This is a genomic window from Thiothrix eikelboomii (assembly GCF_900167255.1).
Lineage (GTDB): Bacteria > Pseudomonadota > Gammaproteobacteria > Thiotrichales > Thiotrichaceae > Thiolinea > Thiolinea eikelboomii.
The window spans coordinates 79074-104490 of sequence record NZ_FUYB01000002.1 but is presented as its reverse complement, the minus strand read 5'-3'; the positions used below and the strand labels follow the sequence as shown (position 1 = coordinate 104490).

Annotated in this window: 25 protein-coding genes; 15 read left to right on the top strand and 10 right to left on the bottom strand. The window is 46.1% G+C overall.

The window, feature by feature from the left end; all coding sequences use genetic code 11:
* Nucleotides 1-2: 2 nt before the first annotated feature.
* The 4 genes from B5D50_RS02395 to B5D50_RS02380 all read right to left on the bottom strand — a co-directional run bounded on the left by B5D50_RS02395 (nucleotide 3) and on the right by B5D50_RS02380 (nucleotide 3428).
* Nucleotides 3-1565 carry an FAD-dependent monooxygenase gene (locus tag B5D50_RS02395; protein ID WP_078920985.1) on the bottom strand — a complete coding sequence of 521 codons (1563 nt, stop codon included), beginning with the start codon at nucleotides 1563-1565 and terminating at the stop codon, nucleotides 3-5.
* Complete coding sequence (locus tag B5D50_RS02390; protein ID WP_078920984.1) at nucleotides 1558-1905, bottom strand: chaperone modulator CbpM; 348 nt, start codon at nucleotides 1903-1905, stop codon at nucleotides 1558-1560. The genes B5D50_RS02395 and B5D50_RS02390 overlap by 8 nt, the downstream gene beginning before the upstream one ends.
* A complete protein-coding gene (locus tag B5D50_RS02385; RefSeq protein ID WP_078920983.1) occupies nucleotides 1902-2876 on the bottom strand; it encodes a DnaJ C-terminal domain-containing protein in 975 nt (324 codons plus the stop codon). The genes B5D50_RS02390 and B5D50_RS02385 overlap by 4 nt, the downstream gene beginning before the upstream one ends.
* Before the next feature lie 105 nt (nucleotides 2877-2981).
* A complete protein-coding gene (locus B5D50_RS02380; protein WP_078920982.1) occupies nucleotides 2982-3428 on the bottom strand; it encodes a DUF3291 domain-containing protein in 447 nt (148 codons plus the stop codon).
* A 117-nt stretch (nucleotides 3429-3545) separates the two neighbouring features.
* Here B5D50_RS02380 and B5D50_RS02375 point away from each other — a divergent pair, with 117 nt between their 5' ends.
* The 5 genes from B5D50_RS02375 to B5D50_RS02355 all read left to right on the top strand — a co-directional run bounded on the left by B5D50_RS02375 (nucleotide 3546) and on the right by B5D50_RS02355 (nucleotide 7492).
* A complete protein-coding gene (locus B5D50_RS02375; protein ID WP_078920981.1) occupies nucleotides 3546-3923 on the top strand; it encodes a VOC family protein in 378 nt (125 codons plus the stop codon).
* A 7-nt stretch (nucleotides 3924-3930) separates the two neighbouring features.
* A complete protein-coding gene (locus tag B5D50_RS02370; RefSeq protein ID WP_078920980.1) occupies nucleotides 3931-4608 on the top strand; it encodes a helix-turn-helix transcriptional regulator in 678 nt (225 codons plus the stop codon).
* Between the two features lie 137 nt (nucleotides 4609-4745).
* On the top strand, nucleotides 4746-5492 hold the full coding sequence (locus B5D50_RS02365) for a phosphatase PAP2 family protein (RefSeq protein WP_078920979.1): 747 nt from the start codon (nucleotides 4746-4748) through the stop codon (nucleotides 5490-5492).
* 240 nt (nucleotides 5493-5732) lie between these two features.
* Nucleotides 5733-6953, top strand: coding sequence for a YHYH protein (locus tag B5D50_RS02360; RefSeq protein WP_078920978.1), 1221 nt, complete (start codon nucleotides 5733-5735; stop codon nucleotides 6951-6953).
* 2 nt (nucleotides 6954-6955) lie between these two features.
* Complete coding sequence (locus tag B5D50_RS02355) at nucleotides 6956-7492, top strand: hypothetical protein (protein ID WP_078920977.1); 537 nt, start codon at nucleotides 6956-6958, stop codon at nucleotides 7490-7492.
* A 47-nt stretch (nucleotides 7493-7539) separates the two neighbouring features.
* Here the strand turns inward: B5D50_RS02355 and B5D50_RS02350 are convergent, their stop codons facing one another.
* From B5D50_RS02350 to B5D50_RS02335, 4 genes are all read right to left on the bottom strand, one after another.
* Nucleotides 7540-8901, bottom strand: coding sequence for a TrpB-like pyridoxal phosphate-dependent enzyme (locus B5D50_RS02350; RefSeq protein ID WP_078921249.1), 1362 nt, complete (start codon nucleotides 8899-8901; stop codon nucleotides 7540-7542).
* A 90-nt stretch (nucleotides 8902-8991) separates the two neighbouring features.
* Nucleotides 8992-9450: a universal stress protein gene (locus tag B5D50_RS02345; protein ID WP_078920976.1), complete on the bottom strand. Its 459-nt coding sequence runs from the start codon at nucleotides 9448-9450 to the stop codon at nucleotides 8992-8994.
* 134 nt (nucleotides 9451-9584) lie between these two features.
* Entirely contained in the window at nucleotides 9585-9767 is a 183-nt protein-coding gene (locus B5D50_RS02340; protein ID WP_143594219.1) for a DUF2783 domain-containing protein, read from the bottom strand.
* 2 nt (nucleotides 9768-9769) lie between these two features.
* On the bottom strand, nucleotides 9770-11440 hold the full coding sequence (locus B5D50_RS02335) for an FAD-dependent monooxygenase (protein WP_078920974.1): 1671 nt from the start codon (nucleotides 11438-11440) through the stop codon (nucleotides 9770-9772).
* A 267-nt stretch (nucleotides 11441-11707) separates the two neighbouring features.
* Here B5D50_RS02335 and B5D50_RS02330 point away from each other — a divergent pair, with 267 nt between their 5' ends.
* Both B5D50_RS02330 and B5D50_RS02325 read left to right on the top strand, forming a co-directional pair.
* Nucleotides 11708-12790: a rhodanese-like domain-containing protein gene (locus B5D50_RS02330; protein WP_078920973.1), complete on the top strand. Its 1083-nt coding sequence runs from the start codon at nucleotides 11708-11710 to the stop codon at nucleotides 12788-12790.
* Nucleotides 12774-14444 (top strand): PEP-utilizing enzyme, encoded by a 1671-nt coding sequence (locus B5D50_RS02325; protein WP_159448551.1) that lies wholly within the window; start codon nucleotides 12774-12776, stop codon nucleotides 14442-14444. The genes B5D50_RS02330 and B5D50_RS02325 overlap by 17 nt, the downstream gene beginning before the upstream one ends.
* A 136-nt stretch (nucleotides 14445-14580) precedes the next feature.
* Here B5D50_RS02325 and B5D50_RS02320 read toward each other — a convergent pair whose 3' ends face one another.
* Entirely contained in the window at nucleotides 14581-15918 is a 1338-nt protein-coding gene (locus tag B5D50_RS02320) for a VWA domain-containing protein (protein WP_078920971.1), read from the bottom strand.
* Between the two features lie 85 nt (nucleotides 15919-16003).
* The gene (locus B5D50_RS02315) at nucleotides 16004-17254 is read right to left on the bottom strand and encodes an ROK family transcriptional regulator (protein ID WP_078920970.1); all 1251 of its coding nucleotides are present in this window, start codon (nucleotides 17252-17254) and stop codon (nucleotides 16004-16006) included.
* A 242-nt stretch (nucleotides 17255-17496) separates the two neighbouring features.
* On the opposite strand from B5D50_RS02315, the gene B5D50_RS02310 reads away from it, so the two are divergent.
* The 8 genes from B5D50_RS02310 (at nucleotide 17497) to B5D50_RS02275 (ending at nucleotide 25409) form a co-directional block, all read left to right on the top strand.
* On the top strand, nucleotides 17497-18516 hold the full coding sequence (locus B5D50_RS02310; protein ID WP_078920969.1) for a sugar ABC transporter substrate-binding protein: 1020 nt from the start codon (nucleotides 17497-17499) through the stop codon (nucleotides 18514-18516).
* A gap of 46 nt (nucleotides 18517-18562) precedes the next feature.
* Entirely contained in the window at nucleotides 18563-19618 is a 1056-nt protein-coding gene (locus tag B5D50_RS02305) for an ABC transporter permease (protein ID WP_078920968.1), read from the top strand.
* Between the two features lie 2 nt (nucleotides 19619-19620).
* Nucleotides 19621-20436 (top strand): ATP-binding cassette domain-containing protein, encoded by an 816-nt coding sequence (locus B5D50_RS02300; RefSeq protein ID WP_078920967.1) that lies wholly within the window; start codon nucleotides 19621-19623, stop codon nucleotides 20434-20436.
* A gap of 408 nt (nucleotides 20437-20844) precedes the next feature.
* Complete coding sequence (locus tag B5D50_RS02295; protein WP_078920966.1) at nucleotides 20845-21393, top strand: hypothetical protein; 549 nt, start codon at nucleotides 20845-20847, stop codon at nucleotides 21391-21393.
* 11 nt (nucleotides 21394-21404) lie between these two features.
* Nucleotides 21405-23177: an OmpA family protein gene (locus tag B5D50_RS02290; RefSeq protein ID WP_078920965.1), complete on the top strand. Its 1773-nt coding sequence runs from the start codon at nucleotides 21405-21407 to the stop codon at nucleotides 23175-23177.
* A gap of 49 nt (nucleotides 23178-23226) precedes the next feature.
* Complete coding sequence (locus tag B5D50_RS02285; protein WP_234975769.1) at nucleotides 23227-23712, top strand: Rab family GTPase; 486 nt, start codon at nucleotides 23227-23229, stop codon at nucleotides 23710-23712.
* Between the two features lie 25 nt (nucleotides 23713-23737).
* Nucleotides 23738-24817 carry an HD-GYP domain-containing protein gene (locus tag B5D50_RS02280; protein ID WP_078920964.1) on the top strand — a complete coding sequence of 360 codons (1080 nt, stop codon included), beginning with the start codon at nucleotides 23738-23740 and terminating at the stop codon, nucleotides 24815-24817.
* Nucleotides 24810-25409 (top strand): 2OG-Fe(II) oxygenase, encoded by a 600-nt coding sequence (locus B5D50_RS02275; protein ID WP_078920963.1) that lies wholly within the window; start codon nucleotides 24810-24812, stop codon nucleotides 25407-25409. Before B5D50_RS02280 ends, B5D50_RS02275 begins: the two co-directional genes overlap by 8 nt.
* Nucleotides 25410-25417 lie beyond the last annotated feature (8 nt).

The following is a 25417-nucleotide window of genomic DNA, read 5'->3' as shown; positions in this document are numbered from 1 at the left end:
CTCTACCACTCTTCACGATTTGGCTTTTCAGTTTCCAATGGATTCGGTGAGAACTGATAGCCGATATGCGTGAAATAGGCGTCCAATGCAGCTTCATTTTGGTATTCATGCAATAAACCCAGATAGCCATCTGGACGGATTAAGTACATCGCATCTTGCCTAAAACCTAAGTCAGCAAGATCTGGGCTCCAAGGGAAGCTATGCAGCTCTAACTTAAAATCACGGGCTGCATCCACTAAATAGGGTGTGGCTTCACCGTAAATATGCAGTTGCCAGGTGCGACTGCTCAGTGGGGCATAATTATCAAGCTGTTCTGCCCACGGCAGGCGATCCCCACTTTTTAAATCACCAACCTGACTCCAGCTGAGTGGGCTAGGTCGATACTCAATACTAGTTTGGGAAATAGTCCGAAATAGAATATGTTTAAAGCTCGTGTATTGGAGGGCTTTAGGCAGCAAGTAGGGCAGGAAAAGATGTCGCAGTGTCCAAGTGCTTAAACCTTTGCCGACTAAAGCACTAAATGCTTGGTCAGTGGTTTTGAGGAGGGTTTTTGCAAAGCGCCTACGTTCGAGCTCATAGCTGGCTAAGAGGCTAGCTTTTGCTTGGCCTTTGATGACGTCGGCTAGTTTCCAAGCCAAGTTGACGGCATCACCAATTCCAGTATTCATACCCTGACCACCTGCAGGACTATGAATATGCCCTGCATCCCCCGCCAAAAAGATATGCCCACTTTGAAAGTGTTCAGCTAAACGGTGATGTACTTGATAAGTGGAAAACCAATGGGTAGCTAATACTTGAATGCCGGTGAGTTGTTCTACATGAGCTTGCAAGTCAGCAAAGCTAAGCTGGTCTTGCGGGATTTGGGCGTAGGCGGCTGGGATGATGCCAATAAAACGGACGATACCGGCTCTGCGTAAGGGAAAGGCGAGACAAAAACCACTGTGCTCCAAGCAAGCTAATAGATAAGGGGGTAAATCCATAGTGGCGACTTCGGTATCTGCCACAAAGAAGCGGTGAGTATAAGTTCCACCTTCAAAACTAAAACCTAAGTGATGCCGCACTGTGCTACTTGCACCATCACAACCGCATAAATAAGCACAGCTAACTGTCTGTTCACCTTGAGTAGTGAGTAAAGTGGCACTCACCGAATCCGGCCGATCTTCAAATCGGACTAGCTCCGTATTCCATTCAATCTGGATACCTAGCGTGGCTAATTCAGCGGCTAGTAATTGCTCATGTTCATCTTGTGGGTAGCTTAAAACAAAAGGATAGGCGCTAATACCTGCACCTAAATCACCAAATTGAGCATTTACCGTTTGCGTTTGCTGGCGAATTTGTAGACCTTGTAGCTTAATACCCTGTGCAAGCACGGAGTCAACGATTTCAAGTTGCCGATAAAACTCTAAGATGCGCGCTTGTACCACCATCGCCCGCGAGGCTTGACCCGTGCCGATTTGTTTATCAATCAAGCGAACCGCTATCCCCGCTTTGGTTAACCACAAGGCTAGTACCATACCGGTAGGACCAGCTCCGACGATTAAAACGGGTAGGCTGGGATTAGTCATCGCTGTGCTCGGCGGCTTGCACCTGATGCTGCAAAGCAGCTAATTGTTGGCGCAAGGTTTTCACTTCATCTAATAGCTCTAAGGCTAAAGCAGCTCCTGCGGTATTCACCCCTAAATCACGTTGCAAGCGTTTGGCAGTTTGCACGCGCACTAAACTGATGCTGGCGAATTGCCAACGGGCTGAATTACTCGCCAGTGGATGAGGTTCAATAATGCCGTGTTCAATCATGGTGAGCAGGTGTTCGGCAGGCAAAGAGCAGTAGCGGCACAATTCGGCAAAGCTTAAGATGCCTGCTTCGTCTAATACGATACTGCTCATTTCAAGTGGTTGTAAGCTCATCGCTGTTCTCCCAAAGATGCACGCGGATTAAAGTCAGCAGCGGCTTGCTGTAGGGATTCATATAAGGCTTTTTCTGCAGCACTCAAATGACTGGGCAAGACAATTTCTAGGGTGATATAAAAATCCCCCGGCTCTTGACTCGGCAGGCCACGACCTTTGAGGCGTAAGCGCTTGCCACTGGAGGTATTGGCGGGGATTTTCATTTCTACCTCGCCAGCGGGCGTTGGCACCTTGACTTTAGCCCCTAACGCAGCTTCCCAAGGAGCAATCGGTAGCTTTAAGAAAACATCACGCCCATCGAGGCTGTATAAAGGATGGGGATTAAATTCGATTTCCAGATATAAGTCACCCGCTTCACCGCCGTTGATCCCCGGATTACCCTGCTGCGGTAAACGGATACTTTGCCCTTTGCGAATACCTTTCGGGATTTTGATATTCAAGGTGCGCTCAATGAGTTTGGGGCGCTGATTGTCATCAAGCTGCGTGGTGTGCAGAGCGATACTTCGAGTCGTACCCTGATAAGCATCTGTTAAATCAATGTGAATTTTTGCATGACTATCCTCACCCCGCAGCGGGCGAGTACGGCTATTAACACCCGCGCCATAATCCTGATTAGAAGGACGTCGACCAAATAAACTTTCAAAAAAGTCGCTGAAATCAGCGGAATGACCTGTATCCGTGGTATAACCACCGCCAGTAAACTCAAAATCATCATTCCAATTCGGAGGCGGCTTAAAGCCTTCTTGACCTGCTTTCCAATCCGCGCCTAATTGATCATAAGCCGCTCTTTTTTCAGGGTCTTTTAAGACTTCATACGCTTCACCGAGCTCTTTAAAACGTTCTTCGGCATCTGTTTCTTGGCTGACATCGGGGTGATATTTACGAGCTAGTTTGCGATAAGAGCGCTTAATTTCATCCTGAGTCGCTTGTTTCGGGACACCTAAAATTTGGTAATAGTCTTTGTAGTCCAATTTCGTATCCGCTCTAAGGGTTGATAGGAAAGAGCTAGTTGGTGTGGTCTATCGCTTGAGCATAGTGAAAAATGAGCCGAATGCAAGAGAACTGCAAAAATGTGTTTACTCTTGAGGATAGATGATTTGGCGAAAGCTAAAAGCAAATTCAGTTTCACCGTGTTGGCGTAAATGGAGTAAGCGTTCACGGGCTTTTGCATTCGTGGGGTGATGACCTACAGGAATCCACCATAAGACATAATTAGCGACGGTTTGCGGTGCAAACCAAGCTTTGCGGCGTTTGAAAAAAGTACCATGTTCGGTTTTATACACATAGTTTTTTAAGAGTTCAGGGGAGGTCCAAACGGATAAGGTGGAAATAATCGTCGGTTCTTCGGGAAATACCGGGGGTTGTGCAGCTTCTTCTGCATCTTTTAAACGCCAGATAAAGCCTTCACTGGTTTCTGCCAGCGCATTAATACGTGACAGATTATCTTTAAATTCGCGGGTGTCAGGGTGATCAATCGGTTGCAGCAGTTGTGCCACATTAAGTTGGGCGAGATGGTAGTGCATAAAAAAGCCTTTATGGAGGAATAGATGCGTGCTTATTTTAGCCTCCTGACATAAGGTTGTCAGGAGCAGGGTACTAAACTTAAAGCTTCTAGTGATTAACCCATTAAGGAGAATAACATGAGCAATCCAGTCGGTTGGTTTGAGATTTATGTACAAGACATGCCGCGTGCCAAAGCTTTCTATGAGAAAGTTTTCCAAGTGAGTTTGTCGCCACTCGTGGGGCCTGACCAAGAAGCCATGCAAATGTATACATTTGAGATGGAGGATCACAAGTATGGTGCAACAGGGGCTTTAGTGAAAATGGAGAGTGTACCCACCGGATTTGCCGGAACTTTAGTGTATTTTTCCTGTGAAGATTGTGCGGTGGAAGCTAAGCGTGCGGTGGATGCAGGTGGAAAAATCTTCAAAGATAAAGAGTCGATTGGCGAATACGGGCATATTGCGATGGTGCAGGATACCGAAGGCAATATGATTGGTTTGCACTCGATGCAGTAAATTGTAAATGCGCCGTGCTGATCGCTTATTTCAATTAGTTCAAATTCTACGCAATAAGCGTTTGGTGACTGCGCGTGAATTGGCGGAGCGCTTGGAGGTTTCTGAGCGCACCATCTATCGCGATATGCAGGATTTAAGTGTGTCGGGTGTACCGCTCGAGGGCGAGGCAGGTGTCGGTTATCATTTGCGCTATTCTTTGGATATTCCGCCTTTAATGTTTTCCGCTACTGAGATCGAGGCCTTAGTACTCGGCGCACGCATGCTGCGCGCCTGGGGAGGGACAGAGTTAGGGCAGAGTGCGGATTCGCTACTGGATAAAGTCTATGCAGTCATTCCTGAAGAATTACGCCATCATCTCAACAATAATCATTTATTCGTGCTGCGTTTCGGCGAACGCCCCGATATTTCTAAAACCTTAGATATTACCCGTAATGCGATTGACCAGCGCCGCTATGTTGAGCTGTATTATCAACGCGAAGATGGGGCGCTTAGCCAACGCATCGTGAAGCCGTTAGGCTTGTTCTTTTGGGGGCAGACTTGGACGCTAGCGAGTTGGTGTGAATTGCGCAATGAATTTCGGAGTTTTCGGCTGGATCGGATGCAGGATATTCAAGTCCAAACCGAATGTTTTGCGGATGTGGAGGGGCAGACCTTGCAGGATTACTTTGCTGCACAGCAGCATTGATAGCGATTATCAGGATTTGGAAGGCACGATTCAGTCAAACTCTCGTCTAGCAGGGTACTCATGAAGCTCGTCTATTGGGTTCAATCACGTGATTTTGTGCTAGCTTTAAAGCTTGACTCATTTTAATGGATTAAACCGTGAAATCACGTTCAACTCATACCTTCTTAATCATCTGCTTAGTCTTAGCTTTAAGCGGGGTTTTTTGGTTTATCATCCGCATGTCCCTTTCAGGTTATACCGCGTTTGATACAGGCCTGAGTGAGTTTATCCGTTCATTGCGTAATCCGGTCACAGATCGGTCGATGTTGGCGGCGACTTTATTAGGGAATTGGTTAGTCGTGACCTTGACCGTCACGACCCTGTGTTTAGTGCTTATGTATCAGCGGCGTTGGGTCTTGGTGGCTGCGATCTTAACCATGATGGCAGGGGCTGGTGTTTTTGTCTCAGGTATTAAATTATTGGTGGCTGCAGTTCGCCCTGAGGCGGATTTATATCAAAAAGGTGCGAGTGTTTTTTCTTTTCCTAGTGGGCATACGACCTTCAGTAGTTTACTCGGTGTTTTATTAATTTGGTTTGCAGTGCGTGGCCTAAACCAGCCTTGGTTACGTTTAGTCAGCGTCTTAGTGTTGATTTTTATGATAGTGATGGTGGCGCTATCACGTATTTATTTAGGTGCACATTGGCCTACAGATATTGTCACGGGGTTTTTATTCAGTATGAGCTTAGCCCTGATTTTCGCCTTGATTTTTGAAAATTACCCTTCCGAACCGGCCGCTGATTTAAGCGTACTCCAAGCCAGTGTCTTGACTTATCTACTGATGGGCGTTGTTTATTTGACTTATAAATGGCCTAGTGCCATCGTGATGTATACGCCTTCGACTTAGCTCAGCAACTGCTCTGGATTGATCGACGCATGAGGTAATCGCTTGAATAAGTGAGCGATTAAAGCGCGCTAAGCACTTATTTATTCATACCAGTTCAAACTAGCAGAAGTGATAGCTTGCCAGTGCTGGCTCTGAAATCCCTTTGCTTCGCAATCCCCTTAAGTATTCTCAAGGTTTCTCCATATTTCCTCCTAGCTTGCTCGCTAAGATCAAACTTCAAGCAGAAAGAGGAGTCTAGTTATGATGAAATTCAAAGTACTTTGTATGAGCAGCCTATTAGTCTTAGGTAGTTATGGTAGCCTACAGGCGGATGAAATTGACACCAAAGCGGTTAGTAGCACGCTCACTGTTAATGCAGGCTATGATCAAGTCGTTCCCCAGCAAACCAAAGTCAAGATGAATGCGACGGTGAATAACCAGTCCGCGACTTATCAATGGATACAAACAGCAGGACCTAGTGTCAGTTTAAAAAATGCTAAAACCAGCACCGCTTCTTTTATTGCTCCGACAGTGACGGCTAGCACTAGTTTGAGTTTCAAAGTGACGGCTACTGATAGCTCAGGCACTAAAACCGATAAGATCAATATTGAGGTATGGGTTCCTTTTAATACGACCAGCGACCCTAGTTTGCTCGGTGATTTTTCTAAAAAGACGGGTTGGGCATGTGATCAAGACTTAAGTAAGTCAGGTTTGGTGTCGTCAGTAACGGTGGTTAATTTGGGTAGCACAAAGCGCTATACGATCACGGCTATTCCAAAACATGCGATTGGGACTTTCCCAAATGCAGGTAATCCCAATCTAGCTTCCCAGCAGCTTTACACCTTAGATCTTCCAAGCTCGCCAACCAAGCAGAGCACGAGTACCGCAGTGAAATTATTTGGTTTCACCACCGATGGTGTGACCTTTGATCGTAATACTGCCGAGTGCTATAACAATTCGCCCTCCTGCGAATGGCGCTATGAAGCCGTAACGGCAGGGCTTGCTAAAGGTGCTTATCAGTGGTCGTGGTTAGGTTCAGATTGCAATAATGGCCATGTACAGCCGAATGGTAACTATCACTATCACGGCTTGCCTGAAAGCCTAATCAATAAGCTGGGCGATAAGGGGAATAAAATGGTGCTCATGGGCTATGCCGCTGATGGTTTTCCAGTCTATGGACGTTGGGGATATACCACCGCGACGAGTTCAAGTAGCGCGATTAAACGTGTCAAAGGTAGCTATCGCTTAAAATCGGGTACTCGCCCTAGTGGTCCGGGTGGCGCGTATGATGGGACTTTTATTCAAGATTGGGAGTATGTGAAAGGCTTGGGGGATCTGGATGAATGTAATGGCCGCTTTGGCGTTACACCGCAATATCCTAATGGGATTTACCATTATTATCTCACGGATAGTTATCCCTTCATTCCAAGCTGTGTCTACGGGAAAGTGGTCGATAATGATTTCTTAGGTGCAGGGCGATAAGTATGCTGAGTATCCTAAGCAGAGTCAGGCAGCCTAAGCCTTGCCTCGTATTTGGCTGGCTCAGTCTAGCAACGCTCATAAGTACTCCGGTTTATGCACATGCAGGGCATAATGAATTGATTCAGTTGCGCGTTAATAATCAGCAATTAGGCGTTGATATGAGTTTAAATCTAGCCGATTTGATGCGTTTTGATCGTAATCAAGATGGGCAGTTGACGCGCCAAGAGTTTGTAGAGCAGCAAACGAGTATCAAACAATGGCTACAAACCCAAATTCAGCTTAAAACTAAGCAAGCTAATTTAAAGCCGACTTGGTTTGACTTGCCTTTAGAAGTCGATGCCAAAAATCTCAGCGTCATCAAACATATTCGCTTGATTCAGCGTTATGATTTACCGGTTAAACAAGCTGTTAAATTCCAAAGTCAGTTACCCAGTTTTAAAGGTAAAAGCCTAATGTTTGCGAGTGACGAGCAGTTTTATATGACAAATCTAACCACTAATGCTGTCGAGGTGTTAGTGCAGGCAGGAACTACCGAGTAGTTGGGTAGAGTTTGAAGCCCTAGAACCTAGGGCTTCTTGTTGAATACTTAAACCTTCGCAAAACTGGGCAAATCGGCTAAAGAGGCCTTAATCGCCTCTTCGGGGTAATCGAAATCGGTCAATTCACCTTGCAAATAACGATCATAGGAGGTCATATCAAAATGGCCGTGACCCGATAAATTAAACAGCAAGGTTTTGGCTTCCCCAGTTTTTGCACAGGCCTTCGCCTCACGAATCATCGCTGCGATCGCATGGCAAGACTCAGGAGCAGGCACAATGCCTTCACTTTTGGCAAAGAGTACGCCCGCTGCGAAGGTTTCTAATTGCCCGACTGAAGTCGCTTCAATGAGTTTTTCATGATAAAGCTGGCTGACCAAAGCGGAAGCACCGTGATAACGCAAGCCTCCGGCATGAATCCCCGGCGGCATAAAATTATGCCCTAAGGTATACATCTTCATCATCGGCGTTAACCCCGCCGTATCACCGAAATCATAGGTATACACGCCTTTAGTTAAACTGGGGCAAGAAGATGGCTCAACCGCGACTAAGCGCACTTGCTTGCCAGTTGCATTATCAGCAAGGAAGGGGAAAGCGATCCCCCCGAAATTCGAACCGCCACCACAAGGTGCGAATACCATATCAGGATAATCCCCCGCGATGGCTAGCTGCTTTTTCGCTTCTAAGCCAATAATAGTTTGATGCAAGAGCACATGATTCAGTACCGAGCCGAGTGCATAATTGGTATCAGCACGGCTAGCAGCTTCTTCGACGGCCTCAGAAATCGCGATACCTAATGAACCATTAGAGTTCGGATCAGCGGCTAATACCGCTCGCCCTGCATTCGTCATATCAGTAGGGCTAGGGAAAACTTCTGCGCCCCAAGTGGTCATCATCGAGCGGCGATAAGGCTTTTGTTCGTAGCTGATTTTCACCATATAAATGCGGACATCAATACCAAACATTTGCCCAGCTAAAGCTAAAGAGCTGCCCCATTGACCGGCACCTGTTTCAGTGGTTAAACGCCGAATACCTGCTTGGCGATTATAATAAGCCTGCGGTACGGCGCTATTGGGTTTGTGCGAACCTGCAGGGCTGACTGCTTCATTTTTATAATAAATTTTGGCAGGTGTGCCGAGCATTTTTTCCAAGCGGTGCGCTCGATATAAAGGCGAGGGTCGCCACATCGTGAGGGCTTCGCGTACTGGTTCGGGAATTGGAATCCAGCGTTCGGCACTCATTTCTTGCTTGAGGATTTCTTCAGGGAAAATTGCCAACATAGCTTCCGGTGGAACCGGTGTGCCATCAGGCGCGCAATAAGGTGCGGGTGGATTAGGTAAATCCGCAGCTACATTGTACCAATGAGTGGGCATTTCCGATTCGGGCAAATAAATTTTAGTGGTTGGGATCATGCGGGATTCCTCTCCTTCAGGCGAAGCAATATTAATCAGCCTGTGTTCTAACATCAGCTTAAGTGGCAGGCAAGTGCATTAATCCTAGCACTAAGCGGTTTCTGGGACACGCATTACTAAGACATCACATTTGGCATGTTTAGTCACTGTTTCCGCAGTAGACCCCATCAATAGCCCCATGAAGCCGTGTTTGGCACTGTGACCGACGATAATCAGATCAACTTGATTGTCTTCTGCATAGCTATTGATAGCAACATTAGGGTAGCCGTTGAGAACCTCTAACTGCACCGCTTTATCTAAATCCATGCGATTGGCTATATCGGCTAATTGAGTATGGGCAGCCTCGATGAGCTTGTCTTGGGTATCAGGGGCGATATAGATGGCACTGACATCCCCAAATGCGGTGACACCTAAGGGAATATCCTCTACAACATGCAGGAGAGTTAAACGTGCTTGATATTGAGATGCGAGTTCTTTGGCGCGATGAATGCTGCGCTGGCTGACGGGTGAAAAATCCACCGGAACAAGAATATGTTGATAGGCGAACATAATAGCCTCCTTGTGAGTGTCATAGGGTGACAAGGGATAGGTTTAGTTTAATCATAATGCATTTAAGGACAGCTTGTACTGATCTAGGTAAACAAAACCCCATTCTTTGCCTGTCTATAATCGGCTATTCTTATTTAAAGATCCCGCAAAGCGGTCGTTATCGCTTGCTCTATCTGGGTTTGATCACCGAGTTGATTAGCCAGCAATAAAACCAATTTAGTCAAAAACAAGCTTTCCTGCTCTGTCCCTACCTGATTGATGGCTGCGGCTAAGGCATCATAAACGGCTTCCAATTCGGCTAAGCCTAATTGACTCATCCTTATGCTCCTTGTCCTAAAGCTTGATAAATAGCGGCTTTGAGCTGGTCAGCACTCAAGCTTTTCCAGCGTGCACAAACATGCTGATCAGGTCGGACTAAATAAGCGCTACCCGTTAGTGCGTCATAGCGCTTGGCAAAATGCCCGTCTTGATCAGTGAAGCGTTGTTGATTGCCAATCGTTAATAACTGAATCGGAATCCCCGTATGTTGCAAGGTTTGAATAGCATCCAAAATCGCCACAGGCACAATTTGATCTGTGAAATAAAGGACATGAAACGCAGCCCCTAAATGATCAAACAGATAGTCATTGTCCGCTAAACGAATATTCTGCAAAGGCATGCCCTGTGCAGGGCCTGCAGTGAATTGGGCATTATCATCCTGAAGCGCATTCAAAGCACTGTCATGATAATCATGTGGGCGTGAGGTGCGCCAATGGAAGAGGGGGCGGACAAACGCTTGGGTGAGGGATAAGGATAAAACGGCATCGCGCAATAAACGAAACCCACGATCCGGCGGTGCCATAAAACGAGTACTTTTACTGGCTTCAGCAATGATTTCCTGCGCAGCAGTGACACGCTCACTGCTATAAGTGGTCAGCAATTTTGGAGTGCCTATGCCTTTAAGTAGCATCGCGAGTTTCCACGCTAAATTCTGTGCATCTTGAAAACCAGTATTCGCACCGCGCACGCCAAAAATCGGCAGCATGTGTGCGGCATCACCAGTGAAAATAATCCGGTCGTGCATATAATCGGGCAAAGTCATTGCCCGTGCTGAATACACTGAGCACCAGTCCAACTCCCAAGGTGCGGTAACACCAACCATGTCCAATTGAGCTTGAATGCGTGTATTCAGAGACTCGGGTGCAAGCGCTTGTTCGGGTGTTTCATTCGGAGGTAATTGATAATCCAAGCGCCAAATGCCTTCTGGCTGACGGTGCATGAGGATCGTGTTACCTCGATTCCAGTCAGGATCAAAATAAGCCAAGCGTTCAGTAGGCCAAGGAATATCAATCTTAATATCTGCAATCACAAAGCGTCCGCGATAGGAAGCGCCCTCCATGCGTAAGCCTAATACTTGACGGATGGTCGATTTAGCACCATCAGCGGCAATCAGCCAGTTACAGCTTAAAGTGTACTCGCCTTCAGGCGTATCAATCTGTAGTTCGGCATGTTCAGAAAAGCTCGTCACCCCCATCACTTGGCTACCCCAGCGCAATTCAATCAGTGGATTTAGCTGGGCTTGCTCGATCAAATATTGCTCGACATATTGCTGCTGGAGATTATTCAAAGGCTGAAAGCGATCATCTTCATCATGGGGTGCTTCTAGGCGAAACACGCGCTGCCCCCGATAAATTGAGTTTCCAGAACGCCAGGGATAGGCTGTTGCTAACATGCGCTCAGCAATACCGACTTGCTGCAAAATTTCCATCGAGCGGCGGGTAAATACAATCGCTCGACTGCCGTGCGAAACTTGGACTTCTGCACTAATCACCTGTACTGGAATGTTATAGCGCGCTAGTTCTAAGGCCGTTACTAAGCCAATAGGTCCTGCACCGACAATGACCACTGGATAAGTTTGAGTAGTCCCGCGTAATTCAGGCGGTGTTTGAAAGGGATAAATTGAGTAGTTGTAATACACGGAATGACGAGGTGTCTGATCTGGAATATACATCGAGCTGCTCCAAGCCGCGTTCTGTGGTGCTAGAGTATTAGGTTTTAGGCTGGGTTTACAAGCTTAGCTGGCAGTGCTAGCCAGCGAGAGAGTGAGTTAGTCATGAATTTAGCTTTTTTGATCGCCTTATTCGTTTTTCTTTATAAGCAAATTCGTTCTAATATCCGCGCACATTGACCGTTCTGAGTCTTACCTTTTTAGGGAACGCTAAGCGCTCAGAGCGGTCAATGACTTTATAGCTGCGGTACTTAAATTTAAGGATAAATCATGCTGCGTAAAGTTTGGCTCTCCGTGTGTTTATTAGTCTGTGCTTCCCCAGCATTAGCCATTCCCCCCCCGGATGTTGTCGCGTCTTTATGGCAGTCGATTTTACAAATGATCGGTGTGGCTTCGGTCTTCTTGGCGGGTATGTGGGTTGCTACTCGTCAGTTTTTAACCCAACATGCTCCTAGCTTAAAGCGCAAACGGGTGTTTATTCCGGTTTTGCTCGGTTTATTATTAATCGGTGGGTTAGCGTTTAGTCCCTTATGGGCAGCTAATACGGAGGCTTCCATCAAAGGTGAGTTACTACCGATTGACACCATTATTAAGCGTGAGCCAGATGCTTGGGTACGTGAGTGGAAATTGAAAACGGTCGCACAAATGGGGCAAGAGGCGAAGCTCACCCGTGCAGCTAAGCATTTGCCAGTCGTTAATTACCAAACCATCGAGTCTTTCACCCCTCAGGCCTTACAAAGCTTACTCAAAACCCGTGCTCATGACTTGTATTTATTGGATATTCGTGAGGCGATGGAGTTAAGTAAATTCAGTATTCCTCATCAGGCGGTGTTTCGTTACGGTGATTTAGTTCACGATATTATCCCCAAGGATTTGCCTAAAGATCAAATGATTGTGGTGCTCTGTCATTCTGGGCTAAGAGGGTATTTGGGGGCGCAGTTTTTAAGGCGAGCAGGTTTTACACGGGTTGCCTTTTTGCAAGGAGGCTTAGCCGCTTGGCATAAACAAGGTTTGCCAGTCACGGGTAAGGCGGATTTTAAAGTAAAAGCCCCTATCCAGCCGAGTAAAACAGTTGCTTTAGCGATGGATGCCTATAAAGTGCAGGTTGATCCTATGGGGACAGCGGCCATGAAATGGCCAAACTTAGTACAGTTATCCTATGAAACAGCCTCCACGGCTGAGCTACAGACCCTATTAAGGATCGCGCAGACCCAACCTGTTTTAGTGGTTTGTAAAGAGTATGGTGGTTGTTTTCAAGGTCTGAATTTGATTTGGCTAATCGAACAACAAGGTGGCAAAGTTGCCGGTTTATACGATGAAACAGGGCAACATTTGCGTGGACTTATCAACTGAGCCAAGTGCCTTACCCGCCAAATATCAGCGCTTAGTCGAAGCCGCTCAAGCGGGCTTATCGACACCCCGCAGTCTATTATTAGACTCGCCAACCTGTTCAGTTGATGAGTTTTTAGCTAGCTTTTCAGCTTCCACTCAGTTCATCGTGCGTAGTGCGAATAAAATTGAAGATGGCAGCGGATATTCTTTAGCGGGACATTTTTGGAGTTCTGCGGCGGTGAGTCTTGACGTAGTGCCTGTGACTCTCCAAAGGGCATGGTCTGAAAACCAGCGCTTATTGGCTGATTTGCAGCTCAACCAACTCCCGATTTTAATGCTGCAAGAATATATCCAGCATGTTTGGGGCGGGGTGTTGTTTCAGCCTTGGAGCTTTTTCTCTGAATATGCTTATGTGGAATATTCCAATGGCGGTGTGCAGCAGGTAGTCGCTGGGCAGGCAGACTCGGCTCTGATTAGTTTAGCAAGCACAGCAGCTAGCCCGCTTGCTTTGGCAGAAGCTGCCCAGTTTCTTGAACCTTATTTGCGGGAATTGGCCGAGCAGTTAAGAGCCGTTTTTCGCTTTCCGTTAGATTGTGAATGGGCTTATGCTAGCCAAGAGCAGCGTATAGTCGTCTTACAAATACGTGCACAAACTCATGCGATTGGGGCTTTATTTCCTCTGCCTAGCGACTGGGCTAGGCCAGCCGCTACTTGGCAGTTCACTGCCTTATCAGAAAGCTTAGGTAAAATCTCACCCTTATCTTTTAGTTTGCTGGTGCAGTTATACCAAGAAGCGCAGGCAGATTTGCAGAGTTTAGGCTGCAAAGCTGAGCAGGTTAATTTCTTGGCTTATCAGCCGGACGGTAGCGTCTTAGTTGATCCAACTAAGGAGCAATTATTTTATGCGCCCCGTTTATTCGGTGGCTTTTGGCGTGGTTGGCGGGCAGTGGCCTTTAGAACACAGGCGGAAGCTGTACTCGCTCAGTTTGACCCCACTGCCGCTTTTCATCATCCACAGTTATCTAGCTTATTTAGCGCTTGGTTAATTCAAACTATCTTACAAGCTGGTGCGGGTAGAGAGTTGCCCCCGCCTGTGCATGCTTATGAATTATCTTGGCCTAATCCAGTAGACAGTTTATCCAGCCCTGAAACAGCACCGATCACCTTGAAGCTACGCAATGCCTTTTTGCAGGAATTGAATAAACTTAAGCAAGCGCTATTGGTTAATCCAGCTTGGGTGTTTTGTGATTGGGTCGAATATACCCAACAGGCGGTTAGCAAGGCAATTAGCCGCCAAGTGCAAGCCGCTCCGTTAGCGATTTATGATTATGCAGTGATCAATTCTGGCGTGGAGTTTCAGTCTTTAGCCGCCCGTACTTGTGTCCGTGGAACCGTCTGCTGTGTGCAAACCACCAGCAGGCTAGAGTTAATGGTTTTGCCAGAGGCCTGTATTTTGGTGAGTCCTTATTTTGCTAATCGCTGGATACCCTTGATACCGAAGCTCGCTGGGATTATTGTGCTGCAAGCGAATCGGTTATCGCACGCGGCGATTGTAGCACGTGAGTATCAGCTGCCTTATGTAGTGCTCAGCTTGGCACAGTTTGCAGAGCTGAAATCAGGTAGCTTGATTGAATTAGATACGCGCCAAGGCAAGCTCCATCTGATTAGAGCTTAGTCATCCACATTCGATTAAACTTCTCTTCTGGTAATTGCCAAAGCCGAGTGTGCAATTGGCTAAGTAGGCTGACATCTTCCAAAATGATTAAGCGCTCTTGATTACCCACTAGCGTTTTAGTAAGGCTTAATGATGCCTAACGTAATAATCCTTGTTGCTTAGCAAGTTTGACCCATGCAGGGTACTCGCTCATCATAAGGTCATATAAGGCTTCATCACTATGTTCATTTGGCGTTTGGACAGCGAAAAAGTCAGCATTGTCTATTAATCGTTTCGGTAGCTCATCCAATTTTTCCAAAAACGGAAAGTCAGAGTCTGCAAATGCGGCCAGTAATTTTGAGCGTGATTTGCGGCCTTTACCAATGCCCATGAACTGCCAGAAAATCGGTTCGTAGCTTGACCAACGTAATTGCTTTTCCGTTAAACTTTGATCCGATGTACCCCCATCAGTGACAAACATGACATAGATAGGCAGGCTTGCTTGTAAGGGTGTTTTACGTTCATTACCTGCTGTATCGGGAAAATAATGTTGGCGAATGGCTTGCATAGCACGTCCATAACGAGTATCCCCTTCTAAAGGGTATAGTTGGATTGTTTGAGCGATATAGCTAGCATAATTGTCTATACCCATCGGGGTAGGCTGATGTACCTGTTTGCCGAATAAAAAAACGTCAATTGCTCCATCATCATCAAATCGACAACTCAAGGCTAGAATTCTTTCTGCAAAGGCTTGAATTAATCCCTCTCGATATAAGCGCTGCATTGAGCCGGAAATATCTAAGCATAAGCAGACTTTAGCACGATGGCTTTCTAAGCCAACTTTTGCTAATGAAATTGCAGATTTCTTCGCCAGACTGAGTAGTTGAGGTGCTTCTGTAGCTAAACGTTTTTCTAACAAGATTTGAGTAGAGGGGCTAACGGGTGTTGGCGTGATCGGAGCAGATTCTTCGGCAACACTCGCGCCAAAATGTTTAACTAAGGCGGCCAACCCACCATTGAAGCCTTGAGCGGTAGCACTCAATCGCCATAGCTTAGTTTTGCGATAAAGCTCAACTAGTAGTACCGCTCGCTCTTGCTGAAAATCACTGCGTGTAAAGCTAAATGATGCAACTGTATGGCCTTGTATTTGCCAATTAACTTGACCATCAATGATGTCTTGCATCGTTGCTTCACCCTCAATAGCAGCGGTAATGACTAAACGCTCAATGCGCTCAGGCAGAGTGGCTAGATTGAATTTGAAAACGGCTTTGTTATCTACAGGGTCTTGCAAGCTTACACTGCCACAGGGGGTCGTAGGCTGGTTAAAAAATGTCATATAACGATCATCAGACAATAAGCCAGCAGCATCTAGTCCAAAGCAAGCAAGATCCAAACTGATGCCTTTCGTATTAAGTTGGCATTGCAGGGTAAAATTACTATGGTTATGAGGGATAATATCCTCTAGTTTTAAGCGTTGCCCTTTTTGAATTTGCATGAAGTTACTTCCGCTGATGCAAGGTATCAAGCCTTATCTGGGCTTAATCTCATTTGATTATGATTAAAATAATAACAAAAATAACTTAGAACGCTTGAAAAATATTATCTTCACTACTAATTAAAATGCTCCGATCCGGGGCGAAGTTTGTGTAAAACGGTAAGAAAGCACCCCCTAAAGCACGGGCATCATTGCCAATCGTACCTGCAGAAAGTTTGGGGAGAATTAAACCTTCGATGTCTAGTTTTTCCATCTCGGTTTGTACCGTATCGGTCAGATACTTGGTCAAGCGGGCAGGTAGTAAGCCATCAATGATCACCCCTTCAAAATCAATTAAGCTGGCTGAGGCAACCACGGCATAAGCAATCGCTGCCGCCGCTTGTTGCGCCCACACTTGAAATATATCCCGACTTAACGAGTTATTCGCGGCTTCATCTTCTGCGAGTAATTCCACTTCTAAATTCGGGTCGAGTTGGTGAGCTTCAAAGCCATTATTTAATAAATAGCGTGACGCACAATTAATTAGCTGAACCGTCGGGCCATTGGCCTCATTATGGGCATAACTGCTCGGTAAAGGCATAGAGCCAATTGCCCCTGCATTATTAAAGCTCCCCAAATACAAAGTACGATTCATAATAATGCCACCACCAATGAAGGTGCCGACAAAAATATGTAAGTAATTATTGAAACGTTCTGGATTGCCAAACTCTAGCGAAGCAATACACGCAGCGGTGGCATCATTAACCAGCCAAACCGGGTAGGGCTGATGGGCTTGAACAGCTTCTTTAATGTCTAAACGATTCCAGTGTTCAGTTATTGAGCTAGGAATATCTGCCTCTTGCTGCCAGCCCCCTAAACCATAGGGGGCTGCAATCCCAATGCCGAGGAGGCGTCGATGTTGTACCGGGCTAAGGGTCGCGATTAAATCGCTAATACCTTGTTTAATCGCGGGGAAGATAAAATCAGGATCAGGATAGTCATAGATATGATTAATTCGCTGCAAAATCACCCCGGTGAAATTAATCAATACTAAGTCCACCCCTCGGCGACCAATTTTGACACCGATCGAATAGGCACCTTCAGGGTTTAAGGCAATGGGGATAGCCGGTTGGCCGACTTTGCCGATCTCATAGCGCCGTTCTTGTTTATACAACAGCTCATCGTCTAGGAGACGATTGATAATAACCGAGGCTGTTTGTGCACTGAGTTGAGTGAGGCGAGAAATCTCCGCTTTAGTGAGACTGCCAGAGCGACGAATGAGTTGCAGAATTAAGCGTTCATTGTACTGCGCAATACCAGATAAGTTGCTACCTCCACTAGTCTGTTTCAGTTTCACAAAGTTCTCCTCTAACAGTAGCTCTGACTTCTTAGAACAGCGCTGATTATAAGTTGTCCAACGCCGCTGGTAAGTACATAAGAGTAGTCTGCTTATATTAATAAATCAAATTGAATTATTTATTGACAGCGCTTTCAGAGCGGATTAAGCTTTTTACCAAGCAGCGTGAGTAACCGCAGAACTGAAAGCGCCGCTACTAATGAACCACTCTGGTTATTTGAAACATTTGGAGGAGATGTACCATGTTTAAGAAAACTTCGATTGCTTTGGCTTTATCTTTAAGCCTGTTAGTGCCAGCCGTTAGCCATGCAGAGGGTGCAATTGTTGGTTTAATTACCAAAACCAACACCAATCCTTTCTTCGTAAAAATGAAAGAGGGTGCTGAAGCGAAAGCTAAAGAATTAGGCATGACCTTACAAAGCTTCGCGGGCAAAGTCGATGGCGATAATGATACTCAAGTACAAGCTATTGAAAACTTAATCGCAGCAGGCGCTAAAGGTATTCTGATTACCCCAAGTGACTCTAAAGCGATTGTGCCAGCCGTAGAAAAAGCTCGTAAAGCGGGTATTTTAGTTATCGCGTTAGATACTCCCTTAGATCCAGCCAATGCTGCGGATGCAACCTTTGCTACTGACAATTTCAAAGCAGGTGAGTTGATTGGTCAATGGGCAGCCGCTACTTTAGGCGATAAGGCTAAGGATGCGAAAATCGCTCTGTTGGATCTGAATGTCAATCAAATCTCCGTGGATGTTGCCCGTGATCAAGGCTTCTTGAAAGGCTTTGGGATTGATCTGAAAGACGCAAAGAAAATGGGCGACGAAGATGACAAGCGTATCGTCGGTAATGATGTCACTTCTGGTTCTGAAGAAGGTGGCCGTAAGGCAATGGAAAACCTAATGCAGAAAGATGCTGGCGTGAATGTCGTTTATACCATCAATGAACCAGCTGCTGCTGGTGCTTATGAAGCATTGAAAGCCGTCGGTAAAGAGAAAGAAGTCTTAATCGTTTCTGTAGATGGTGGTTGCCCGGGCGTGAAAAACGTCAGAGATGGCGTGATTGGTGCGACTTCTATGCAGTTCCCCTTATTAATGGCGTCTAAAGGCATTGAGGCGGTCGCTGAATTTGCTAAATCTGGGACCAAACCACAGAACAGTGAAGGCTTAGACTTCATGAACACTGGGGTTGAATTAATTACTGATAAACCTGCTAGTGGTATTAACTCACTCACCTCGGAAGAGGGTTTGAAAAAGTGCTGGGGCTAAGCTGAGTAAAAGCAAGCCTTTATCAATGATCTGAGGAGGGTCAAGGATGGCAACAGATGATTTTGAAGCAGTTGCTGCCAAAGCAGGCGGCACGGTTGCCTCGTTTGAGGTTGACAAGCTAAGCTTGGGCGAGCGCTTGCAGCGCTTCCTACATAACTATCCGACAGCAGCACCGATGTTTGTTCTACTGTTGGCGATCCTAGCCTTCTATGTGATTGTGGGCGAGAAATTTCTCGCTCCTTTCAACTTGTCGCTAGTGCTACAGCAGGTCACGATCATCGGGATCATTGGGGTTGCACAAACCCTCGTGATTCTGACGGCAGGGATTGATCTGTCGGTGGGCGCGATTATGGTGTTGTGTTCAGTCGTGATGGGGCGTACTGCAATTGAGATGGGCTTGCCTTCAGGTATTGCCATTATGCTCGGCTTTATCGTGGGGGCTTTATGCGGTGCTATTAATGGCTTCTTGATAACTCGCTTACGTTTGCCACCATTCATTACGACTTTAGGCACTTGGAGTATCTTTTTTGCGATTAATTTATGGTATTCACAGAGTGAAACCATTCGTTCGCAAGATATTGCTGAGCAAGCCTCACTCCTACAATTCATGGGCATATCCTTTGAACTATGGGGAGGAGCACGTTTTACCTTAGGTACGATTACTTTGCTGCTCTTGTTTATCGGCATGTGGTTTGCGCTGAATCATACCCCTTGGGGACGGCATGTCTATGCAACGGGTGATGATCCGCAAGCAGCACAGTTAGCTGGGATTGATACCAACAAAGTCTTGCTCTCGGTGTATATCGTGGCGGGGGTGATCTGTGCTTTGGCGGCGTGGACTTTGATTGGACGGGTTGGCTCAATTAGCCCACAAGCAGGCCAGACCGCTAATCTTGATAGTATTACCGCAGTGGTCATCGGTGGAACGAGTCTATTCGGTGGGCGTGGTGCCATCTTTGGAACTTTGATTGGTGCTCTGGTGGTGGGGATTTTCCAAAATGGCTTAGCCCTCGCGGGGGTTGATGTCCTTTGGCAACAGTTCGCCATCGGTCTGTTAATTATCTTAGCAGTAGCCACTGACCAGTGGATTCGGAGGGTATAAACATGGCTGAGGCAATAAAACTTGAACCCATCTTAATGGGGCGGAATTTAGTCAAACGCTATGGTCGGGTTACCGCACTGGATCACTCTGATTTTGATCTGTATCCGGGTGAGGTATTAGCTGTCATAGGTGATAACGGTGCTGGTAAATCCTCACTGATCAAAGCCTTAACGGGAGCCGCACCGCCCGATAGTGGTCAGGTCTTTCTTGATGGACACCTGACTAATTTTAGAAATCCGATGGATGGGCGCTCGGCAGGGATTGAAACGGTTTATCAAAACCTAGCCGTTTCCCCCTCACTGAATATTGCAGATAATTTGTTTTTAGGCAGAGAACTCCGCAAGCCCGGATTTTTAGGCAAGTGGTTGCATATGCTCGATCACAAAGAAATGCAGCGCATCGCTCGAGATAAATTGTCTGAACTAGGGTTATTGACCATTCAGACGATTAATCAACCTGTGGAAACCCTTTCAGGGGGGCAGCGTCAAGCTGTCGCGGTGGCTCGTGCGGCCGCTTTCGGTAGTAAAGTCGTCATTATGGATGAGCCGACCGCTGCTTTAGGGGTAAAAGAATCACGCCGCGTCCTAGATTTGATTAAAGATGTGCGTGATCGCGGGATGCCTGTTGTATTAATTAGCCATAATATGCCGCATGTATGGGAAGTATCTGATCGTATTCATGTACATCGTTTGGGTAAGCGCCATGCAGTGATTAAGCCTGATACGCATACTATGTCTGAAGGGGTTGCGATTATGACCGGAGCGATGGATCCCAATGAGCATCCTGCCGGTGCCTACGCTCAACCCAAAGGTGCTTAATTAAGTTTCTCTCTCTCAAATGTGTGTTTTCCTCCTGCTCTGACCATCTGTCAGAGCGGAGGCTTCTCAACGGCATCATGGCTACAAACAATAAAAAATATAAAGCTAATGCCTAACGCGCAGTCGCACGCTTCTCAATAAGTCTTGAAAAATCTACTTTAAAATCAATTAACTGCGAAGCAAGCTTGTAAGTGAGTCATTTCAACAATGACTCGGCCGTGAGTCGTTTTGGGTTAAGCCGTAGTCAGTCCCCACCTATCTGAAAATACTGTTTAATTAAATAGCATAGTGTTAAACTGTCTATGGTGTATACTAAACTAGTAATAATAAAAATGGCTAGTTACACTAATCGAGCCATCGCATTGGCTTGATTTTTCGGTCACTAAGCAAAAAATGAGCACAATCGACATGCAAACCCCAGATACTCTTGCTCCAGAAGCTACTCCTGAAATAGTCGCGTCCCCTGAATTATTAGTGAACGCTATGCGGCGTGACACAGTGCCGGATAAAAATCTCGATATGATTCGCAATATTTTATTCGGTGAACAGTTGCGTGATTTAGAGCGCAAAAACGCTAGTTTAGAGCGTTTTGTCCGTGTTTCCATTAATGCGTTAGCAGAAGACACACAACGAAAATTAGACACTCTGCAAAATGATATTAGACTAATCAAAGACTTACTCATTGAAGAAGCGAAAGCGCGTCGTGAAGAGCACCAAGGTGCACGCCATCGGTTAGAGAAGAATGAGCGTTTCCTAGATGAGCTAGCTAAACGAGTGACTACTGAGGTTGCTAAATTAGATCAGCAGATGGAATTGTCGCGCAAAGATTTAATTAGGCAGCTCACTGAAACTGCTGAGCAATTACGCCATGAGAAAGCGGATCGTAAGGCCGTTGCGGGTATCCTCAATGGGATGGCTAAGCAATTATTTGATGTAGAAAAAATTGAGGCCTTATAAGTATCAGTACAATGTTCTCAGCAGAGGAGCTGAGTAGTGAGGCATCTACTCAGCGATCACAGCCGATTAATACGGCTAGACCAGCATCAGAATCTTTAGAGTCTTTAGATGCTTTAGAACAGTTACGTGCCTTGTTGTTAGGTGCAGATTATGAAATTCTCTATGATCTGCGCCAGCAACTCTTAGATCGTGAACGCTATAGCCTTCATGTAGCTGATATTATCTCTGAAGCCTTGACCTTGCGTGCTCAGCAAGATGATTCTTTGACGGATGCCCTGTCGACTACGATTGAATCAGCAGTGAGTCACTCAGTTGAAATCAACCCTAATCGGTTAGCCAATGCGCTTTATCCGGTGATGGGACCTGCGATTCGCAAATCCATTCAAGAAGTGCTGCATCAAGCACTCGATACCTTCAATTATTTATTAGAGCAAAGCCTTTCGGTGCGCTCTTTAGCATGGCGCTTTGATGCTTGGCGCACCGGACGTAGTTATTCAGAAGTGGTGTTATTAAAAACACTGGTCTATCAAGTAGAACAGGTGTTTTTGATCCATCGAGAGACGGGTTTGCTCTTGCAACATGTGGTATCGCCTCAAGCAATTACCAAAGATCCCGAGCTGATCTCGAGTATGATGACGGCGATTCAGGATTTTATTAAAGATTCGTTTAATGTCACCAGTGATACTTCTTTAAAAACCCTACAACTGGATGAAGTCTCGGTACTTTTCAATCAAGGGCCGCATGCAGTGGTCGCGGCAGTCGTGCGTGGCAATCCACCCGCTGAATTAAATCGGTTGTTAGGGGAGGTGAATGAACAGCTTCATCGCCAATTCATTTATGCGCTCAAGACCTTTCAGGGGGATGGCCAGCCGTTTAAGTCGACTCAGCCTGTATTAGAGCGCTGCTTAAAAACTCAATTACGGCTTAAAAAACGCTTTCCTTGGTTAGCGATTTTGGCCTTAGTGACTTTAGTGGGGGCGGCAGCGTGGTGGACGTATCAATATTATCAACAACAAGGGCTTGTCCAACAAGCCTTAGCCGCGTTACGTTCTGAGCCGGGCTTAGTGGTGGTGGATTTTCAGAATACTCAAGACGGTTATCAGTTTGAGGTATTGAAAGATCCACAAGCGCGTGACCCTTTAAGTGTGATTCAGCCTCTACAGTCCTTAGCGTCAAAAGTTACCGCGTTAAAAGTGACGACTAAGCCTTATCTTGCGATGGAACCTGAGTTTGTGTTGGGTCGGGCTAAGCAAATTTTACAGCCACCGGCTGAGGTAGAGCTGGAGTTAGCGGCCAATACCTTAAAAGTGACAGGGCAAAGTGATTTGCCTTGGCAACAAAAGCTGCAGCAGTCATGGCCGTTAATTGCAGGGATTGATGCCTTAGATCTCAGTGAGTTTAAAGTAGAGGACTCAAGCGCCGCCCAATTCGATCAGCAGTTGCGCACATTAACTGCAAAAATAGAAGCCCTCCGTTTTTATTTTAGTTCAGGTAGCAGCGTGGTGAGTGATGCACAAGCGCATGTTAAGCAAGCTCTACCTTTAATTTTAGAGCTACTTGAGACGGCACGTTCGGTCGGAAAAATGCCACAAGTTTCTATTAGTGGAGCCACTGATGAAACGGGGACTGAAATCACTAATGGACGTTTAGCGAAAGAGCGTGCTTTAGCTATGCGTGATTACTTGCTTGAACAGGGTCTGCCAGCATCGGTCATCGCTATTGTCAAACCAGATACTGGGCTTAGAAATGAACGTAGCATCCGTTACCAAGTCGATTTATTTTGAAAAAGAACCATAGCAAATAGGTGTGATGGTGTTACAGAAAAAAATATGTTTGTTAGGAGCCTTTTCGGTTGGAAAAACTAGTTTAATTCAGCGCTATGTGAATCAACTCTTTAGTGAAAAATATCTAACGACCGTTGGGGTGAAAATTGATAAGAAACAAGTGACTGTGGGTAATACAGCGCTATCCTTAATGGTTTGGGATCTGGCGGGTGAAGATGATTTCACCCAGATTCGCTCAGCCCATTTGCGCGGTTTATCTGGTTATATTGTGGTGATTGATGGAACTCGGCAAAATTCTTTTACAGTAGCCTTGGCCTTACATGAGCGGGTAAGAACTGAGCTAGGTCAGGTACCGGCAGTATTTGCCTTAAACAAGAGCGATTTGAAAGATCAGTGGCTGATTAGTCATGAACAGATTCGTACTCTAGCGCAGCTAGGATACCCAGTGATTGAGACTAGTGCCAAATTAGGTCTGGGTGTGGAAGAGGTGTTCATGGGGCTTGCACGTCAATTAGTTCCAGAAAAAGTCAATTAGTTCCAGAAAATCTGAGGCATAACAGATGGACAGTTTTTTATCTAGCATTTATCGAAATATCAATCTTACCGTCTTTGTCCGTGAGCAGGGAGGTCAATTCAAGCCTTGTTCACCGCTACCAGACTGGCTCGTTTTTTTCCTAGCGAAGCAATCTGATCTAGGACGTTATAATTTAGTTGAAGCTTTCCCTTATTTAAGTTGTTTTATCGAGGATGCAGAGCAGCATTGGCAGGCTAAATACTCGAAGCCCTTGTCTTCAGGCGTATGGATTGAAATCGACGAGCTAGAACATGAACTTCCCTTGGAAGCTTGTGTGATGTGGGTAGACGGGCAGGAGGTGTTGCTATTGCAGCAATTGGGGGAGAAATATACTCATGATCTCTCGCGTCTCCAACAAGTCCGTAATAGCTTATTAACCCAAGAAATGCTGGAATCTGAAGTTAAGCGCCGTACCTTGGAAATCCGCAAACGTGAAGAAGAAATTGCGATTAAATTAGTGAGTCTGACTAGTTTGCGCGATGAAGAAACGGGTGCACATGTACGCCGAATTGGCTTATATGCTGCGGTGATGGCAAAAGCGTTAGCTTGGAATGCAGAAGACATTGACACCATTCGCGTGGCCGCACCGATGCATGATATTGGTAAAATCGGTATTCCTGATCGGATTTTGCGTAAAAGCGGTGTACTGAACGATGAAGAATTCAATGTGATGAAAAAGCACACTGAAATCGGGGCGGCTATGTTGCGTGGAACTAAGATTCCGATCTTGAATATGGCAGCCGATATTGCTTTAAATCATCATGAGCGTTGGGATGGCACGGGTTATCCACGTGGCTTAGCCGATGAAGCCATTCCTATGAGTGCACGCATCACCACGATTGTGGACATTTATGATGCCCTTGTGCATGAGCGTGTGTATAAAAAAGCCATCCCTGAAGAAGAAGCGCTGAATTTAATGCGAGAAATGGCTGGCCGACATCTTGATCCGCATTTGCTTAAACTATTTTTGAGTTTGTTACCTGCGATGCGGCGAATTCGTTTAGAAGTGCAAGAGGTCAACGAAGAGGCTCAAGAAGGTGAGGTCTTAGAGGAGATCTGTGTTTAAGTTTAAGGATCAAACCGATCTGATTGAGGCTCTAGCAACCCAAGCTTGGGTGGTTATCCCTGAGTTTTTGAAGGCTGAACAGGTCTTGCAGTTGCGTACCCAAGCCTTAAGCCAGTATGCTGCAGGGCGCTTTAAACCCGCTGCTGTTGGACAAGGTAGCCGTCAAGCAGTGCATGCTGATATTCGGCGTGATGCCGTTTTGTGGCTAGAAGACCACGAGACAGGAGTGGCGAGCGAGTTCTTAAACTGGTTAGCTGATTTGCGGTTGGCGCTGAATCAAGCCTTATTCTTAGGCTTAGTCGAGACAGAATTACATTTTGCAGTGTATCCGTCAGGCGGTTTTTATCGTAAGCATATTGATAATTTTCGGGGAAGTTCAGCCCGCTTAATTACGGTGATCTTGTATTTGAATCAAGCTTGGCAACCCCAAGAGGGCGGCGAACTAAGATTGTATTTAGATGATCGAACCCTTGATATTGCGCCTGAGCCGGGCAAATTAGTCTTATTTTTGAGTGAGCGTTTTGAGCATGAAGTCTTGCCAACCCAACAAGAGCGCCTCAGCTTAACGGGTTGGTTAAGACGGCGCTCTTAACAAGTCAT